Consider the following 16290-nt stretch of genomic DNA (forward strand, 5'->3'; position numbering starts at 1 on the left):
CGGTAGCCTCGCCCCGTGGCGGCCCGGCCACTGCTGTCACGGCAGCGACAAGGCGGTCGGCCGACCCAGTGAAACCCCGCAGTGCAGCTTCCGCTAAATTGCATCACGTCACATCTGTCCCCTTTTTCCTGATTCCCCTGCTTCAACTAGTCTTTGGGGAAAACTGCTCGGCACGGGCGCGAGGCCGCCGGGGAAGGCGAACCTCGTCCCACACTGGAGGTCCCGGTGACGACACGTGGAGTTCTGTACGTGCACTCCGCACCGCGCGCGCTGTGCCCGCACGTCGAATGGGCAGTCGCGGGCGTGCTCGGCGCGCGCATCAACCTCGACTGGATCCGGCAGCCGGCGGCGCCGGGAACCTGGAGATCCGAGTTCTCCTGGCGCGGTGAGGCGGGCACCGCCTCCAAGCTGGCGTCCGCGCTGCGCGGCTGGCAGCTCCTGCGCTTCGAGGTGACGGCGGAACCCTGCGCGACGGCCGAGGGCGAGCGCTACAGCGCCACCCCCGAACTGGGCATCTTCCACGCCGTCACCGGCATCCACGGCGACATCCTCATCCCCGAGGACCGGCTGCGCGCCGCGCTCGCCCGCTCCAAGGGCGGCGAGACGGACCTGGAGGCCGAACTCGCCAAGCTCCTCGGCAAGCCCTGGGACGACGAACTGGAACCCTTCCGCTACGCGGGCGAGGGCGCCCCGGTGCGGTGGCTGCACCAGGTGGTGTGAGGTGTTCTCCAGGTGTTCTGAGGGGTAGTTGGTCCGCCAGTGGTCCGCAGTTGCCGAAGGGGCCCCCACCGTGATGGTGGGGGCCCCTTCGGCTACGTACGTGTACGCCGGGCTCAGACCGAGCGGAACGCCAGCACGACGTTGTGTCCGCCGAAGCCGAACGAGTCGTTCAGCGCGGCGATGCGGCCCTCGACGGGCAGCTTGCGGGCCTCGCCGCGGACGATGTCGGCGGCGGCCTCCGCCTCCGGGTCGAGGTTCTCGACGTTGATCGTCGGCGGAGCCACCCGGTGGTACAGGGCGAGCACCGAAGCGACCGACTCGATACCGCCGGCGCCGCCGAGGAGGTGGCCCGTCATCGACTTGGTGGCGGAGACCGCCATGTGGTCGGTGTCGTCGCCGAAGACCTTGCGCAGCGCCTTGAGCTCCGCCACGTCACCGGCCGGCGTCGAGGTCGCGTGCGCGTTCACGTGCACGATCTCGGCCGGGTCCAGGTCGGTGTTGTCGAGCAGGTTCTGCAGGGCCTGCGAGATGCCGCGGCCGCCCGGCTCCGGCTGGACGATGTCGTGGCTGTCGGCGGAGATGCCCTGACCGACCGCCTCCGCGTAGACGCGGGCACCGCGCTTGGCGGCGTGCTCGGCGGACTCGAGGATCAGGACACCGGCGCCCTCACCGAGGACGAAGCCGTCCCGGCCGACGTCGTAGGGACGCGAGGCGCCCTGCGGGTCGTCGTTGTTCTTGGACATCGCCATCATGTTGCCGAAGGCGGCGATGGGCAGCGGGTGGATGGCCGCCTCGGTGCCACCGGCGACCACGACGTCCGCACGGCCCGTGCGGATCATCTCGATCGCGTAGCCGATGGCCTCGGCGCCGGACGCGCAGGCGGAGACCGGGGTGTGCACACCCGCGCGGGCGTTCACTGCCAGGCCCACGTTGGCCGAGGGGCCGTTCGGCATGAGCATGGGGACGGTGTGCGGGGAGACGCGGCGTACGCCCTTCTCCTTCAGCACGTCGTACTGGTCGAGGAGCGTCGTCACGCCGCCGATGCCGGAGGCGATGACCGCGCCGAGCCGCTCGGGGTCGACGGCGGGGTCCTCACCGGCCTTGTCGGTATAACCGGCGTCGGCCCAGGCCTCCTTGGCCGCGATCAGCGCGAACTGCGCCGAGCGGTCCAGGCGGCGGGCCTGCGGGCGCGGGATGATCTCGCCCGGTTCCACGGCGATCTGCGCCGCGATGCGGACCGCCTGGTCGGCGGCCCACTCCTGTTCGAGGGGACGGACACCGGAACGGCCGGCGACCAGACCCTCCCAGGTGGACGTCGCGTCGCCACCCAGCGGTGTGGTTGCGCCGATACCGGTGACGACCACGGTGCGATTGGTCGGGCTCACAGGAATTCTTTCTCCAACGGATGCGAGGGATTCAGCGGCGCCACCGCCGGGTGGCGGAGCGGCAGCACTAGGCGAGCTGTTGATCAGGCCTGGTGCTTGACGATGTAGTCGGTGGCGTCACCGACGGTCTTGAGGTTCTTGACGTCGTCGTCCGGGATCTTGACGTCGAAGCGCTCTTCGGCGGCGACGACGACCTCGACCATGGACAGCGAGTCGACGTCCAGGTCGTCGGTGAAGGACTTGTCCAGCTGGACGTCCTCGACCGGGATGCCGGCGATCTCGTTCACGATCTCCGCGAGACCGGCGACGATCTCTTCCTGAGTGGCGGCCATGTTGGCGCTCCTTCTTATGTATCCAGAGGGTGTGGCGGCGGTTGCGCCCGGAGTGATCCGGACGGTCTGCCTAGGGGAGGGTAACGACCGTGGCGGCGTAGACGAGACCCGCCCCGAAGCCGATGACGAGGGCGGTGTCGCCGCTCTTCGCCTTCCCGGTCGCCAGAAGCCGCTCCATCGCGAGCGGAATCGAGGCGGCCGAGGTGTTGCCGGTGGTCTCGATGTCACGGGCGACCGTGACATGCTCCGGCAGTTTCAGAGTCTTCACCATCGAGTCGATGATCCGCATGTTTGCCTGGTGCGGAATGAAGACGTCCAGGTCGTCCGCGCTGATCCCGGCCGCGTCCAGCGCCTGCTGGGCAACCTTCGCCATCTCGAACACGGCCCAGCGGAACACCGCCTGGCCCTCCTGCGTGATCGCAGGGAACTTGATGTCGCCCTTGCTGTCGAGCGGCAGCTTCGACACATCACCGACGCGGAATTCGTCCCACGGCACGGTCTGCTTGATCGTCTCGGACTTGTCGCCCTCGGAACCCCAGACGGTGGGGCCGATGTGCGGCTCCTGCGAGGGGCCCACGACGACGGCGCCGGCACCGTCACCGAACAGGAAGGCCGTCGCGCGGTCCTCCAGGTCGGTCAGGTCGCTCAGCCGCTCCACGCCGATCACCAGCACGTACTCGGCGCTGCCCTCGACGACCATGCCCTTGGCGAGGGTCAGGCCGTAGCCGAAGCCCGCACACCCGGCGGAGATGTCGAACGCGGCAGCCTTGTCGGTGCCGAGCTTGTCCGCGATCTCGGTCGCGATGGCCGGGGTCTGCTTGAAGTGCGACACGGTCGACACGACCACGGCGCCGATCTGCTCCGCGCTGATCCCGGCGTCCGCGATGGCCTTGCCGGAAGCCTCGATCGACATCGCGGCCACGGTCTCCGAGTCGGAGGCCCAGTGGCGCGTCGCGATGCCCGAACGGGAGCGGATCCACTCGTCGGACGAGTCGATCTTCTCGAGGATCACCTCGTTCGGCACGACCCGCGTCGGCCGGTAACCACCGACGCCCATGATGCGCGCGTACGGGGCGCCCTGACTGGGCTTGATCTTCGACATGCTCTCGGGGCTCCTTGTCAGGCCGTCTGCGTGTCCGCCGCGGCGGAGGTGTGCTCGGCGATCAGGGCGCGGGCTGCGTCGAGGTCGTCGGGGGTCTTGAGGGCGAGGGTCTTCACGCCGGGCAGGGCGCGCTTGGCGAGACCGGTGAGGGTGCCGCCCGGGCACACCTCGACGAGCGCGGTCACGCCGAGCTCCTTGAAGGTCTCCATGCACAGGTCCCAGCGCACCGGGTTGGCCACCTGGCCGACCAGACGCGAGACGACCTCGGCACCCGTGGCGACCGTCCGGCCGTCCTTGTTCGAGACGTACGCGACCGTCGGGTCGGCCGGCGTCAGGGCCCTGGCGGCCTCTTCCAGCTTCGCCACCGCGGGAGCCATGTGGCGGGTGTGGAACGCGCCCGCCACCGTCAGCGGTACGACCCGGCGTACGCCCTCGGGCTTGTCGGCCTCGAGCGCGGCGAGCTCCTCAAGGGTGCCCGCGGCCACGATCTGGCCCGCGCCGTTCACGTTCGCCGGGGTCAGACCCAGCTTCTCCAGGTGCGGGACGGTGACCTCCGGGTCGCCGCCGAGCAGGGCGGACATTCCGGTCTTGGTCACGGCGGCCGCCTCGGCCATGGCCAGACCGCGCTTGCGCACGAGCTGGAGGGCCGCGGTGTCGTCGAGAACCCCGGCGAAGGCCGCCGCGGTGATCTCGCCGACGCTGTGGCCCGCGACGGCGTCAGGAGCGATGTCGCCAAGTGCCGCGGCCGACAGGATTCCGGCCGCGACAAGCAGAGGCTGAGCGACGGCCGTGTCACGGATCGCGTCCGCGTCGGCCTGCGTGCCGTAGTGGGCAAGGTCGAGCCCGATGGCGTCCGACCACGCGGCGACGCGGTCTGCGGCGCCGGGGAGGTCGAGCCAGGGAGTCAGGAAGCCGGGCGTCTGAGCGCCTTGGCCGGGAGCGACGAGTACGAGCACTCTCACACTCTCTCTTGTGGACGGCCACGGCCGCCCGTGGGGACAGGGACGAAGAACCGAAGGGGGAATTGTAGACCCCCGACAAAAGGCTACGACTGAGGATCTGCGGCGGCCAGGCGCCCCAGGATCAGCGCGATCCGCAGCGTGAACGCCGACCTGACATCGGAGGGTGACCAGCCGGTGACGTCCGTCACACGTCGGAGCCGGTAGCGGACGGTGTTCGGGTGGACGAAGAGCATCCGGGCCGCCCCTTCGAGGCTGCTCGCCTGTTCCAGATAGACGCTGAGCGTCTCCAGAAGAGCCGACCCGGCCTCCTCGAGTGGTCTGTAGATCTCCTCCACCAACTGCTCGCGTGCGGCAGGGTCGCTCGCGATCGCCCGCTCCGGAAGGAGATCGTCCGCCAGAACGGGCCGCGGAGCGTCCTGCCACGCCCCGCACGCCTTGAGCCCGGCGGCCGCAGCCTGCGCCGACTTGGTCGCGGCGAGCAGGTCGGGCACTACGGGGCCGGCCACCACGGGACCTGCCGCGTACGGGCCGATCAGCGACTTCGCGACCTGGAGGGGATTGTTGTTGCCGCCCGCGATGACGACGAGGCGGTCCCCCAGCACCCCGGTCAGGACCTGGAGCTTGGCGTGCCGGGCGGCCCGCCGGATCGCCTCGACCGTCAGCTCGCTGTCCCCGTCCGGAGCGGTGCCGAGCACCACGCACACGTGTTCCGGCGAATTCCACCCGAGCGCCGCGGCCCTGCTGATGGCGCCCTCGTCCGCCTCGCCCGAGAGGACCGCGTTGACCACCAGGGACTCGAGGCGGGCGTCCCACGCGCCGCGCGCCTCCGCCGCCTGTGCGTAGACCTGGGCGGTCGCGAAGGCGATCTCCCGCGCGTACACCAGCAGCGCCTCACGCAGGATCGACTCGTCGCCGGGGGCCGCGACCTCGTCGATCGCGGACTCCATGACCTCGATGGTCGTGCGGACCATCTCCACGGTCTGGCGCAGCGTGATGGCCCGCGTCAGCTCGCGGGGCGCGGTGCCGAAGACGTCGGTCGAGATCGCCTGAGGGGCGTCCGGGTGCCGGAACCACTCGGTGAAGGCCGCGATACCGGCCTGCGCGACCAGCCCGATCCAGGAGCGGTTCTCCGGTGGCATCGCCCGGTACCACGGCAGCGTCTCGTCCATGCGCGTGATGGCCTGCGCGGCGAGGCTCCCGGACGACTTCTCCAGGCGCTTCAGGGTCGCGGAGTGCGGGTGGGGGTTCGCACGGCGGTCGCGATGGTCCGGGGCTTCGTTCGCTGAGGGTTCGGGCACGGGGACAAGACTGCCTTATCGGAACGGCTCGGCGGAGTGGAGGGTGCAAGGTGGCCGCGCGGACGTCCCCGTCCGGGGGTCTACCGTGTACGGCGTGATGGATGTACGTCGCTCCGGCGACCGGTACCCCGGCGGCGAGCCGGACGCCGGAATCGAGTCGTTCCACGCCTTCTCCTTCGGGCCCCACTACGACCCCGACAACCTGCGCTTCGGATCGATCCTGGCCTGCAACGAGGAGCGTCTCGCGCCGGGCGCGGGCTTCGACGAGCATCCGCACAGCCACACCGAGATCGTCACCTGGGTCGTCTCGGGCCGGCTCACCCACCGCGATTCGACGGGGCACGAGTCCGTGGTCGCACCGGGCGATGTGCAGCGCCTCAGCGCGGGCGGCGGAGTGCGCCATGTCGAGCGCAACGACGGTCCCGACCCGCTTGTCTTCGTCCAGATGTGGCTCGCCCCTCTGGAGCCGGGCGGCGACCCTGTCTACGAGGTCGTCCACGGCATCGCCGACTCCACCCCCTACGACGTGCCGGAGGCCGGCTCCCTCCTGCACGTGCGCCGCCTCGCACCGGGGGAGCGCGCCGCCGTCCCGGACGCGGCCCAGGTGTACGTCCATGTAGTGCGCGGTGAAGTGGTGCTCGGCGGCGAGGCGTTGGGCCCGGGCGACTCGGCCAGGATCGCCGGGGAATTTGGCCTCGAAGCCCTGGCGTCAGGACCGGCGGAACTGCTGCTGTGGGAGATGGCCGCTCGCTGAGGTCTCCACCGCGGAACGGCCGCGCGCCCTCACCCCGAGCTCGCACACCCTGCCCCGCGCACCCGGCCCCTCGCGTCCGCCCCGCTCACACCGGACTCACACCTCGGCGAGCACCGCGTCCGTGAACGGAGGCCACACCTCGGCCGCCCACGGCCCGAACGCCCGATCGGTCAGCGCCACACAGGCGACACCTGCGTTGGGGTCGACCCACAGGAACGTGCCCGACTGCCCGAAGTGCCCGAACGTCCCCGGCGACGACGAACTGCCCGTCCAGTGCGGGGACTTGGAGTCTCTGATCTCGAACCCGAGCCCCCAGTCGTTCGGGTTCTGGTGCCCGTACCCGGGCAGTACGCCCTTGAGGCCCGGATACTGAACGGTCATCGCCTCGGAGACGGTCCGCGGATCGAGCAGCCGGGGAGCCTGTACCTCGGCGGCGAACCGGGCCAGGTCGTCCACCGTCGACACCCCGTCCTTGGCGGGCGAGCCCTCCAACGTGGTCGAGCTCATCCCCAGGGGCTCGAGAACCGCCTGGTGCAGGTACTCGGCGAACGGGATCTCCGTCGCCTTCGCGATGTGGTCCCCGAGCACCTCGAACCCCGCATTCGAGTACAGCCGCCGCGTGCCGGGCGCCGACGTCGCCCGGTGCTCGTCGAAGGCGAGCCCGGAAGTGTGCGCGAGGAGGTGGCGCACCGTGGAGCCCTCGGGGCCGGCCGGGTCGTCGAGCTCGATCGCGCCCTCTTCGTAGGCGACGAGGGCCGCGTAGGCGGCCAGCGGCTTGGTGACCGAGGCCAGCGGGAAACGGTGGGCCGTCGGACCATGCGCCCCGAGGACCGTGCCGTCCGAGCGGACGACGGCTGCGGCGGCGGTCGGTACCGGCCAGTTCTCGATCATCGCAAGGTTCTGCATGGCCACGAGCCTAACGGGCCCCGCTTGGACACCCTCCTGTGCCCACCTGTGCCCATGGGCTCGGCCGAACCGTCGTGCATGCCGAGTCGCATCGATGACGCCGTCCGGAATTCCTCCCCGATGCGCTTGCTTGGAGTGCACTCCAACGTTCTAGCGTGGGGGCATGACGGTGATGGAGACCACCCCCGCACCCAGCAAGGCCGACGTCTGCGGATCGGCCCCCACCGCTCACCCGCGCCCGGACGGCAAGGACCACTACACGATCAGCGAGGTCGTGGCTTTCACCGGACTGACCGCCCACACGCTGCGCTGGTACGAGCGGATCGGGCTCATGCCCCACATCGACCGCTCGCACACGGGCCAGCGCCGCTACAGCAACCGGGATCTCGACTGGCTCACCTTCGTCGGCAAGCTGCGGCTGACCGGTATGCCGGTGGCACACATGGTGCGCTACGCCGAACTCGTGCGCGTCGGTGAGGACACCTTCGAGGAGCGCCGCGACCTTCTCGAATCGACGCGCAGGGACGTGCTGTCCCGGATCGCCGAACTCCAGGACACGTTGGCCGTACTCGACATCAAGATCGACTTCTATGCGGGCGCCCGGCGGGCGTCGGAGAGGGCCTGAACCGCATGAGCAGCACGGAGCAGACGCAGCACACGGGGGAGCCGCGGCGGATTTCCACTGTGGAGTTGGGAAACAACGGGCCCTTGGTGGGCGTGCAGGGCCTCGGCTGCATGGGCATGAGCTGGGCCTACGGTCCGACGGATGCCGACGAGGCCCGGGCCACCCTGGAGCGGGGCCTGGAACTCGGCGTCACCTTGTACGACACCGCCGACGCCTACGCCGCCGGCGAGAACGAGAAGTTCCTCGCTCCCTTCCTCAAGGCGCATCGCGACGAGGTGGTGCTGGCCACCAAGTTCGCCCTGGGCGTGGACCCGAGCGACCCCACGAAGCGCATCATCAACAACGATCCCGCGTACATCCGCGCCTGCATCGACGCCAGCCTCCAGCGTCTCGGCGTCGACACCATCGACCTCTACTACATGCACCGCCGCGACGTGAACGTGCCGATCGAGGAGACCGTCGGCGTGATGGCCGAACTCGTCGCCGCCGGCAAGGTCAAGCACCTCGGCCTCAGCGAGGTCACCGGCGCCGAACTGCGCGCCGCCCAGGCCGTCCACCCGATCGCCGCCCTCCAGTCCGAGTGGTCGCTGTTCAGCCGCGACATCGAGAGGGAGGTCGTGCCGACCGCCGCCGAACTGGGCGTGGCCCTTGTGCCGTACTCGCCGCTCGGACGTGGCTTCCTCACCGGCTCCTTCGTCCGCGCCGACAAGGAACTCGGCGCGGACGACTTCCGCCGCCAGCAGCCCCGCTTCACCGGCGACAACGCCGCCGCCAACGCGGCTCTGCTCGAGCCGGTACGCCAGATCGCGAAGGCACATGGCGCCTCCCTCGGCCAGATCGCCCTGGCCTGGCTCCAGCAGCAGTCGCGGACCTTCGGGCTCTCCGTCGTCCCGATCCCCGGCACCCGCAAGCGCAGCCGCATCGAGGAGAACGCCACGGCCACCCGCATCACCCTCACCGACGCCGAACTCGGCCTGATCGCCCCCATCGCCTCCCAGGTCGCGGGCGACCGCTACGCCGACATGACCTTCACCTCGGCGGGGCGCGAGTAGCACCCCCGTTGCCACCTGCCCGGTCCGTCGCCGTGGGCATCTCCTGCCCCGGCGGCGGCCGGCCGGCACCTCACGCGAGCCCCAGCGCGAACACCGCGAACCCCGCTGCCAGCAGCCCGGCCAACGCCCGCCGCACATGCGTCGCCCGCTTCCACGGAGCCTCGAAGCCCCGCGTGTACCTGCCGATCAGCACGAGCAACCCCGCGAAGACAGGAAGCCACGCGATCCTCGCCGCTATCCAGCCCAGCGAGTCCGGACTCGTCGTCAGCCCCGGTATCGCACCGGCGAAGGAACCCGGTATCGCCGCTGTCAGGAGCGCCGTCTGGTGCCAGCACAGGATCGTCATCGCCGAGAGGTTGATGACGACGACCGGCGCCCACAACGCGGGCCGGCGCAGCAGCCTGCCGATCCGGTCCCGCAGGAGCATCGCCGCACCACTCTGCGCGGCCGCAAGCGCGAGCACCAGCAAGGACGGCGGATGGGAGTTCGTCCGCGCCTCGCCCGGCACGCCCACCATCGACTCCGGATAGTGGAACGCGAGAAGCAGCGTCGCGAACAGGGCCATGCCGCCGATCAGCAGAACCCGCGCACCACGCCTGCCGATCTTCTTCTCGCCCCAGCAGACACCCAGTTGGTAGGCGAACATCCAGCCGGGGAGCAGATTGAGCAGGCTCAGCCAGGACGGCATGGCGTCCGCGTACGGCCCGTAGCGCAGGAAGTCGATCACGGCTACGGACCCGAGGAGCGGTGCCGCGGCCCATGCCCCCAGCTTCCGGGCGGCGCGTACGCAGTACGGAGTGAGCGCGGTGATCACCGTGTAGACACCCACGAACCACAGCGGCTGTATCACCAGCGTCGATCCCGTGTGCAGGGTCTTCTCCGGCACCCCGAGCACGTACAACGCGGGGATCAGCGCGGCGCATACCGCCGTCACCCCGAGGACCGGGCGGCCCAGGCGGGCGAGCCGGCCGCGCAGCCAGACGCTCGTCGACCCGCCCCCCGCCTGCGCCCGCCGGTAGGACAGAACGGATGCGTAGCCCCCCACCAGGAAGAAGACGCCGAGCATCTGCAGCACCCAGCTGATCGGGGCGAGGAACCCGAAGGAGGACAGCGGGCTCGCGTTGTGCAGCGCGCCCTGGCCGTCGAGGGAGAAGCCGCCTAGGAGCCAGTGGCCCATGGGCACGGCGATCAGCGCGAGCGCGCGCAGTCCGTCTACCGCCCGGTCCCGGTGGGCCGGTGTCTTCGCGTCGATGGCGGACGCGGTCCTGCGCAAAGTCGCCATACTCATGACGTCGCTCCGGTGGCGATGCGGGTGAAGGCGCGCAGCGAGTCCGTGCCGGGCGCGAAGTAGCCGGTGTGGCCCTTGGCGTGGCGGGCCGAGATGCGGCGGGCACCGAAGGAGGGATCGGTGGGGTCGGTGCCATGGCCCAGGCCGAACAGCTCGACGTTCGGCACGCGGCCGATCCAGTCGCTGTCGTCGCGCGCGGCCCAGACCCGGGCCTTGGTGTGCAGATCGGCCGCCTTGTCCGCGCGCAGTCCCGGGGAGCCGAGCACCACGAGGTCGGCCGCGGGCAGCCGGGCGGCGGAGAGCCCGCACACCACCGATCCGTAGCTGTGGCAGAAGATGGCGGGACGCGGCGCGCCCGACGCTGTCAGGCCCTGGACGAAGCGGGTCAGCCTCGGCGCGCCCGCCTCGGCGAGCCGGCCGGTGGCGGCATCGGGACCCAGGCCGACAGGCGTCGTGTATCCCACCCAGGCCACGACCGCCGTGCGGCCGCCCGACGCCTCGTACAAGGAGCGGGCCATCCCCGCAGGGGTCCCATAGGGATCCTTGGCCCGGTCGAACGACGCCAGGTCGATGTCCGAGCCGGGCACGACGACGGACACATGCGCGGCGCCCGCCAAGTCCCCGTACGCCTCGGCCACCTGGCCGCGACCTCGTGGATCGAAAGCCAGTATCTGCCGCCCGGGCTCGAGGAGTTCGGTGTATCGGGTGACGAGGAAGCGGGCTTGGGCGTGGTCCTGTGCCGTGAGCGACGGGTTCTCCGCGCGTGCCCGGACTCGGTCCCGTTCGGCTTTCAGAGCACGGGTGTTGGCCTCGTAGCGAAGGTGCGTCGGAGCGCCGTCCAGATTGCCGACAACCGTCGGATGCCGCGCGACCAACTCCTGTCGCTCGGCGTCGTCCAATCCGCGGAAGAAGGCTGCCACCTGGGCCGGCCTCGCGGTCGCCGGATCGGGCAGCCCGACACCGAGCGCGTGGTCCGCACGCCAGGAAGCCGCGCCGGGAGGCGGTCCCGTGAGAGGGCTCTGCTCGCTGCCGACGGCCCAGCCCGTCGTGCCGGCCACGACAGTTGTCGTGAGCGCGGCGGTGACCAGTGCCCTACGGCCGCGTTGCTTCCATGAGTGCAGGCGCATCGCCCGTCTCCCCTCGGTCCGGTGGCGTGACGAGGGGAAGGTAGGGAGAAGACGGCTGGCTCCACGTCACACCGGGGAGCCAACTCTCAAGTGATACCCGGGTATTCGAAGGTGCTACTCAGGTAGGGGGTGTGCTGGGGCAACCCCCGCTGACCTGTGCACGGCGAGTGATACCGGAGCCTGGGCCTATTGGTCGCCGGGCGTGACGAGGCCGGTCTCGTAAGCGAAAATCACGGCCTGCGCCCGATCCCGCAGCCCCAACTTCGCCAGCACACGGCCGATATGGGTCTTCACGGTCTGCTCCGCGAGCACCAGCTTCTCCGCGATCTCCTGGTTGGACAGGCCCCGGGCGATGAGTTCGAGGACCTCGGTCTCGCGTGGCGTCAGACAGTTCAGCTCCGGCGAGCGGTCCCTGCGACCGGACGGGCGCTGCCTTGCGATGTCCTCGATGAGCCGGCGCGTGACCGTCGGGGCGAGCAGGGCCTCTCCGGCTGCCACCACACGTACCGCAGCGATGAGGTCGGCGGGCGGGGCGTCCTTGAGGAGAAACCCCGAAGCGCCCGCGCGCAGCGCCTCGTACACATAGTCGTCCACGTCGAACGTGGTGAGCATCAGGACCTTGGGGCGGTGAATCACGCCCGGCGGAGGGTCGAGGAGCGTGCGGGTCGCGGCGATCCCGTCCATCTCGGGCATCCGCACGTCCATGAGGACGACATCGGGATGTGTGGTCCGGCTGACCTCGACGCCTTGCTTGCCGTCCGGAGCCTCGCCCACGACGTCGATGTCGCTCTGCGCGGCCAACAGCGCGGCGAACCCCGCTCGCACCATGGCCTGGTCGTCGACGATGATCACGCGGATGGTCATGCGGTGCCGAATTCCTTTACGACGAGGGGGAGTCGGGATCGGCCAGCGGGAGTCGGGCCGCGACGCGGAAGCCTCCCCCAGGCAGCGGGCCCACGTCGAGTGTGCCGCCGACCAACCGTACGCGCTCGTGCATCCCGACGAGACCGTGTCCCGTGCCGGTCGTCTCCACGGGGGAAGCGTGCTCGCCCGCCGGGCCGTTGACCACGATCACCAGCAGGGCGTCCTCGTCCTTGGAGACGGAGATCTGCGTGCGGGCACCGGGAGCGTGCCGCACGACATTGGCCAGGGCCTCCTGCACGATGCGGTACGCGGAGAGGTCCACCGCGGGCGGCACATCGGTCAGCTCCCCGACCAGCGTCAGCTCGGGCATCGACAGCTCTGCCGGGACACCGCCTCGTACCGTGGCTTCCACCAGCTGCTGAAGCCGGCCGAGACCCGGCTGGGGCGCACGCTCACCGCCCGGCGCGTCCTCGCTGCGCAGCACTGCGAGGAGCCGCCGCATCTCACCGAGCGACTCCCTGGCGCCCGCCGCTATCGAGCCGAACTCCTCGCACGCCTCGGGGGTCAGGCCCTGGAGCCGGTACGGAGCGGAGTCCGCCTGCACCGTGATCACCGACATGTGGTGAGCCACGACGTCGTGCAACTCCCGCGCGATACGCGCCCGTTCCTCGAGGAGGGCGCGCTGCGACCGCTCGGCCTCGTTGATCGTCTCCTGCTCGACGAGTCTGCGCTGTGCTTCTCCGCGCTCGCGCAGCAGCGTCCCGAACAGCAGCACCCCACCGCTCAGCACGATCATCAGCACGCTCGTGGCCTGACTGTCCGTGGGGCGGAACATGTCGAGGACGAGTCCGGACACCACCGTGACCAGCCAGATCGCCAGGACCGTGCGTCTGCGCTCCCGCAGAGAGAGGACGAAGCACAGGGCCAGATATCCCACGATGACCATGGGGGTCCAGGGCGCGGCGTGATGGGAGGCCGAACCCTGGATGACGATCGCCCCGACGATGTCCGCGACGATCACGATGACCCACGCGAGCAGGGGCCGGCTGACGGCGAGCAGCAGGGGCGCGGCCTGTGCGACCCCAAGGGCGCCGGCGAGACCACCGGGGACCCCGTAGTCGTTCGACAGGACCTGGCTGGTCACCGGGATCAGTGTCGCGACGAAGCCCAGCGCGATCACATAGGGCGCCAGCCGCACCCAACGCCTCGACGAGTGGCCGAGCAGGGGCTCGGCCGGTCCCGCGGGAGCGGCGAGCGAGGCCCCGGCCGTCCGTAGCGCGCTGAGGACGATGGCGAACACGCGGCGCAGAGCCCCCGGCGGTGCGGCCTTGCCGTCCGGCGGGCGGGGCTCCTGGTCAGGTGCTGTCGATGTGGTGCTCATGGCCCGCTCAGCGTAGGCAACAACCACCCGCGATGCCGTCATACCGAGGAGCTCACCGCACCCCGTACTCAGGTATGACATGAGGCCGGCCGACGGACGCCGAACCTCGACGAGGACACCCGCGCCCGCACGCCCACCGACGCGTTCATTCGCGTCCGAAGCCGAAGCCGAAGCCGGAGCCCGAGCCCGAGCTGCAGCCCCTACAACTCCGCGAGCAACTCGGCCTTCTTCATCGAGAACTCGGCATCCGTGACAAGGCCCGCCTGATGCAGTTCGCCCAGGTGACGGATGCGGTCGGCGATGTCCGCGGGGTCACGCCGGGCAGGCGAGGCGCTGGATGCGGGCACGGCCGAGCCCCCGGCCCGTACGGCCGCGAGGATGGAGGCGGCGAAGGGCAGCGACTCATGTACGGGCCCGTACCCGAGACCGAAGATCACGGCGGCCGGGTCCTGGTCGGCCTGGGCGGGCTGCTCGGACGTGTCGCGGCGCAGCAGCCGCAGATGGCCCTCGAAGACCTCGGGCGAGCGCCATTCGACGCCGCTCAGATCCGAGACGGGAAAGCTCTTGTCGCCGGCCTTCCACTTCGCGGACGACGCCCCGGTCCAGAACCATCGGAAAGCCACCGACTTACCGTCGAATGAGGCCTTGCCGTCGTATGCCTTGAAGTGCAGCGGTGCCTCGGGCGCCGCCACCAGATAGCGGCCTGCTGGTGCGCCGTCGTCCAGGGCCAGCACGCCGCGCAGCTCGTCCGCGTAATACTCGGCGAGCGTCTCGCGCTCGGCGGGCAGGACGAGCCGGTAGGGGTCGCATCCCTCCTTGAGCTGTCCCGCGGCCGCGTCCATCAGCGGATCGGCGCCCGGTCTCGGCACAGCGCGCAGAACGACGGTCCCGCGCTTACCGGGAGAGAGTGTCACCGCCGCGATCGCCTCATAGGGGATGCGGCGCTCACCGAGTGCATGGAGCAGCTTCGGCGTGCGGATTCCCCGTTCGAAGCGGATGAGCACGGAGTCGGACCCGAACTCCCAGGCGGCATGAAATCCGGCCAGTACGTCACCCATGCGGCTCATCGTATGCGGCACGCGCGCCTCCGTCCCCTGTTGCGTCGTGCCCCTGTTTCACCGATTTCTACGCGCGTCAGGCCGACGCTGTGCCGGAAGATCCGTCACGACAGGTGTCATGCCCGCTCGCACACCGCAGGGTGCGGTACGAACCGATGCCGATGTCCGCGAAGTTGCTGAGGCTCTCCGTACCCGGCTCGAAATAGCCGGTGTGCCCGTGCGCGCCCGCTGCCGACAGGACCCGGGCGCCGAATCCCCGGGAGACGGGGTCGGCGCCGTGACCGATCCCGCCGACCTCCAGGTATGGCACGTCCTGGATCCAGTCGTCGCTGTCCCGCATCGCCCACACGCGCGCGTGGGTACCCAGTTTCGAAGCCTTCCCGGCGCGCATTCCGGGGCTGCCGGCCACCGCAATGTCGCTCACCCGCGAGGGCAGTTTGCGCGCGGCGACACCGCACACCACGGAGCCGTAACTGTGGCAGTACAGGGCCACCGGAGTGCGGCCCGGCAGTGCGCGCACCATGGCGTTGAGCCGGGTCGCACCCTCCTCCGCACGCATCGCGGTGGCCGCGTCGACGCCGAGGCCCGCGGGCGTCGTGTAGTCGGCCCAGGCGATCACGGCGGTCCGTGTGCTGGGTCCTGCGGCGCGCTCCGCCCGGTACAGGGAGCGAGCCATGCCGACGGGCGCCGAATACTTGCGGACGGTCCGCTGGAAGGTCAGGAGGTTGGTGTCGACGCCGGGGACCACGACCGAGACGCGCTCGGCCTTGTCGAGGTCCCCGAAGACCTCGGCGACGCGGCCGGTGCCCAGGGGATCGAAGGCGAGGATCTTGCGGTGGGGTCGCATCAGCGACGCGTACCGGTTCATGCGCTGGCCGGCGTCGTGCTGTCCCGCGGCGGAGAGCCGGTTGTCGTGCGTGCTCTTCCGCGCCACTTTGCGTGCCTGGTCGAGGGCGATGCGGTTGGCGCGGTAGCGCAGTTCCACCGGTGCGCCGTTCATATTGCCGACGGCGAGCGGGTAGCGGGTGGCGAGCCGCGTGCGTTGCTGACTGGTGAGTGAGGCGAAGAACTGCGCGAGGCGGGCGGGAGAGCCGTCCGGGTCCGGCAGTGCGCGCCCGTTGAGGTGGGCGTGCTCCCACGCCGTGGTGGCGGCGTTGAGTGGCGAGGTGACGCCCTTGTGGCGCACGGCGGTCCAGCCGGTGGTCGCCAGCATGACGAACACGACGGCCAGTGCGAGCAGTGCGCGCCAGACGCTGAGTTGCGGGGATGAGTCGAAGGAAGTCACTGCGGGACACCCTAGGAGAACCGCGGACCAACCCGCGAAATCGGTGAGGCAGATCACGTTTCCAGCGGGGTAATTAGGGCAAACCGGGCCTACCTTAGGTGGTGGCGTCACACTCCGTAGGTGCCGATTGCACCCCACGCGCGCGGGAGTG

At 70.4% G+C, this 16290-nt stretch carries 16 protein-coding genes; 4 read left to right on the top strand and 12 right to left on the bottom strand.

Going from position 1 to position 16290, the window contains the following annotated elements; genetic code table 11:
• Positions 1-225 precede the first annotated feature (225 nt).
• Entirely contained in the window at positions 226-720 is a 495-nt protein-coding gene (locus tag AC07EJ_RS04085; RefSeq protein ID WP_100591919.1) for a DUF3145 domain-containing protein, read from the top strand.
• Positions 721-833: 113 nt separating this feature from the next.
• Here the strand turns inward: AC07EJ_RS04085 and AC07EJ_RS04090 are convergent, their stop codons facing one another.
• The 5 genes from AC07EJ_RS04090 to AC07EJ_RS04110 form a co-directional block, all read right to left on the bottom strand.
• A complete protein-coding gene (locus AC07EJ_RS04090; RefSeq protein ID WP_389476139.1) occupies positions 834-2105 on the bottom strand; it encodes a beta-ketoacyl-[acyl-carrier-protein] synthase family protein in 1272 nt (423 codons plus the stop codon).
• An 83-nt stretch (positions 2106-2188) separates the two neighbouring features.
• Positions 2189-2437 (bottom strand): acyl carrier protein, encoded by a 249-nt coding sequence (locus AC07EJ_RS04095; RefSeq protein ID WP_100591921.1) that lies wholly within the window; start codon positions 2435-2437, stop codon positions 2189-2191.
• A gap of 70 nt (positions 2438-2507) precedes the next feature.
• Positions 2508-3539, bottom strand: coding sequence for a ketoacyl-ACP synthase III (locus tag AC07EJ_RS04100; RefSeq protein ID WP_362899466.1), 1032 nt, complete (start codon positions 3537-3539; stop codon positions 2508-2510).
• 17 nt (positions 3540-3556) lie between these two features.
• Positions 3557-4495, bottom strand: coding sequence for an ACP S-malonyltransferase (locus AC07EJ_RS04105; protein WP_393582697.1), 939 nt, complete (start codon positions 4493-4495; stop codon positions 3557-3559).
• A gap of 89 nt (positions 4496-4584) precedes the next feature.
• Positions 4585-5799, bottom strand: a complete 1215-nt coding sequence (locus tag AC07EJ_RS04110) for a PucR family transcriptional regulator (protein ID WP_383889372.1) — start codon at positions 5797-5799, stop codon at positions 4585-4587.
• A 97-nt stretch (positions 5800-5896) separates the two neighbouring features.
• Between AC07EJ_RS04110 and AC07EJ_RS04115 the strand changes: the two genes are divergently transcribed.
• A complete protein-coding gene (locus AC07EJ_RS04115; RefSeq protein WP_393582797.1) occupies positions 5897-6553 on the top strand; it encodes a pirin family protein in 657 nt (218 codons plus the stop codon).
• A 96-nt stretch (positions 6554-6649) separates the two neighbouring features.
• Here AC07EJ_RS04115 and AC07EJ_RS04120 read toward each other — a convergent pair whose 3' ends face one another.
• A complete protein-coding gene (locus tag AC07EJ_RS04120) occupies positions 6650-7459 on the bottom strand; it encodes a serine hydrolase domain-containing protein (RefSeq protein WP_478883689.1) in 810 nt (269 codons plus the stop codon).
• A 163-nt stretch (positions 7460-7622) separates the two neighbouring features.
• Between AC07EJ_RS04120 and AC07EJ_RS04125 the strand changes: the two genes are divergently transcribed.
• Together AC07EJ_RS04125 and AC07EJ_RS04130 are read left to right on the top strand one after the other, a co-directional pair.
• Positions 7623-8084: a MerR family transcriptional regulator gene (locus AC07EJ_RS04125; protein WP_389476132.1), complete on the top strand. Its 462-nt coding sequence runs from the start codon at positions 7623-7625 to the stop codon at positions 8082-8084.
• Between the two features lie 5 nt (positions 8085-8089).
• On the top strand, positions 8090-9136 hold the full coding sequence (locus AC07EJ_RS04130; protein ID WP_478883690.1) for an aldo/keto reductase: 1047 nt from the start codon (positions 8090-8092) through the stop codon (positions 9134-9136).
• A gap of 70 nt (positions 9137-9206) precedes the next feature.
• On the opposite strand, the gene AC07EJ_RS04135 is transcribed toward AC07EJ_RS04130, so the two are convergent.
• The 6 genes from AC07EJ_RS04135 to AC07EJ_RS04160 form a co-directional block, all read right to left on the bottom strand.
• On the bottom strand, positions 9207-10424 hold the full coding sequence (locus tag AC07EJ_RS04135; protein WP_478883691.1) for an acyltransferase family protein: 1218 nt from the start codon (positions 10422-10424) through the stop codon (positions 9207-9209).
• Entirely contained in the window at positions 10421-11551 is a 1131-nt protein-coding gene (locus AC07EJ_RS04140; RefSeq protein WP_478883692.1) for an alpha/beta hydrolase, read from the bottom strand. The genes AC07EJ_RS04135 and AC07EJ_RS04140 overlap by 4 nt, the downstream gene beginning before the upstream one ends.
• A 186-nt stretch (positions 11552-11737) precedes the next feature.
• Positions 11738-12415, bottom strand: a complete 678-nt coding sequence (locus tag AC07EJ_RS04145) for a response regulator (RefSeq protein WP_389476124.1) — start codon at positions 12413-12415, stop codon at positions 11738-11740.
• A 16-nt stretch (positions 12416-12431) separates the two neighbouring features.
• On the bottom strand, positions 12432-13796 hold the full coding sequence (locus tag AC07EJ_RS04150; protein WP_389476122.1) for a sensor histidine kinase: 1365 nt from the start codon (positions 13794-13796) through the stop codon (positions 12432-12434).
• Positions 13797-13996: 200 nt separating this feature from the next.
• Entirely contained in the window at positions 13997-14854 is an 858-nt protein-coding gene (locus AC07EJ_RS04155; protein ID WP_389476120.1) for a DUF4429 domain-containing protein, read from the bottom strand.
• A 76-nt stretch (positions 14855-14930) separates the two neighbouring features.
• Positions 14931-16139 (bottom strand): alpha/beta hydrolase, encoded by a 1209-nt coding sequence (locus AC07EJ_RS04160; RefSeq protein ID WP_478883693.1) that lies wholly within the window; start codon positions 16137-16139, stop codon positions 14931-14933.
• Positions 16140-16290 lie beyond the last annotated feature (151 nt).

The sequence above is a fragment of the Streptomyces sp. NPDC045026 genome (assembly GCF_056432625.1).